Source organism: Helicobacter pylori (genome assembly GCF_015904775.1).
In the GTDB taxonomy this organism is placed as follows: Bacteria; Campylobacterota; Campylobacteria; order Campylobacterales; family Helicobacteraceae; genus Helicobacter; species Helicobacter pylori_DM.
The window spans coordinates 1-971 of the sequence record NZ_JADZNC010000033.1 but is presented as its reverse complement, the minus strand read 5'-3'; the positions used below and the strand labels follow the sequence as shown (position 1 = coordinate 971).

The window sequence follows — 971 nt, the reverse complement described above, 5'->3', positions numbered from 1 at the left end:
AGGGCTTTCAGCTAGCCCTGAACCCATTTATGCTACGATTGATGATCTCGGCGGACCTTTCCCTTTGAAAAGGCATGATAAAGTTGATGATCTCAGTAAGGTAGGGCTTTCAAGGAATCAAGAATTGGCTCAGAAAATTGACAATCTCAATCAAGCGGTATCAGAAGCTAAAGCAGGTTTTTTTGGCAATCTAGAGCAAACGATAGACAAGCTCAAAGATTCTACAAAACACAATCCTGTGAATCTATGGGTTGAAAGTGCAAAAAAAGTGCCTGCTGGTTTGTCAGCGAAACTAGACAATTACGCTACTAACAGCCACATACGCATTAGTAGCAATATCCAAAGTGGAGCAATCAATGAAAAAGCGACCGGCATGCTAACGCAAAAAAACCCTGAGTGGCTCAAGCTCGTGAATGATAAGATCGTTGCGCATAATGTAGGAAGCGTTCCTTTGTCAGAGTATGATAAAATTGGCTTCAACCAGAAGAATATGAAAGATTATTCTGATTCGTTCAAGTTTTCCACCAAGTTGAACAATGCTGTAAAAGACGTTAAGTCTGGCTTTACGCAATTTTTAGCCAATGCATTTTCTACAGGATATTACTGCTTGGCGGGGGAAAATGCGGAGCATGGAATCAAAAATGTTAATACAAAAGGTGGTTTCCAAAAATCTTAAAGGATTAAGGAATACCAAAAACGCAAAAACCACCCCTTGCTAAAAGCAAGGGGTTTTTTAACTTAAAATATCCCGACAGACACTAACGAAAGGCTTTGTTCTTTAAAGTCTGCATGGATATTTCATGCCCCAAAAAGACTTAACCCTTTGCTTAAAATTAAATTTGATTGTGCTAGTGGGTCGGGCTATAGTGCGGAATTAATTAAGGGTTATAAAGAGAGCATCAACTAGAAAAAACAAGTAGCTATAACAAAGCTCAAGTTCAAAAAATCATAGAGCTTTTAGAGCAAATCAA

The 971-nt window shown here is 38.6% G+C and carries 1 pseudogene; it reads left to right on the top strand.

Features of this window, described 5'->3' with window-relative positions:
* A pseudogene (locus tag I6852_RS07865) lies at positions 1-676 on the top strand (type IV secretion system oncogenic effector CagA); the annotation flags it as partial.
* Positions 677-971: the final 295 nt, after the last annotated feature.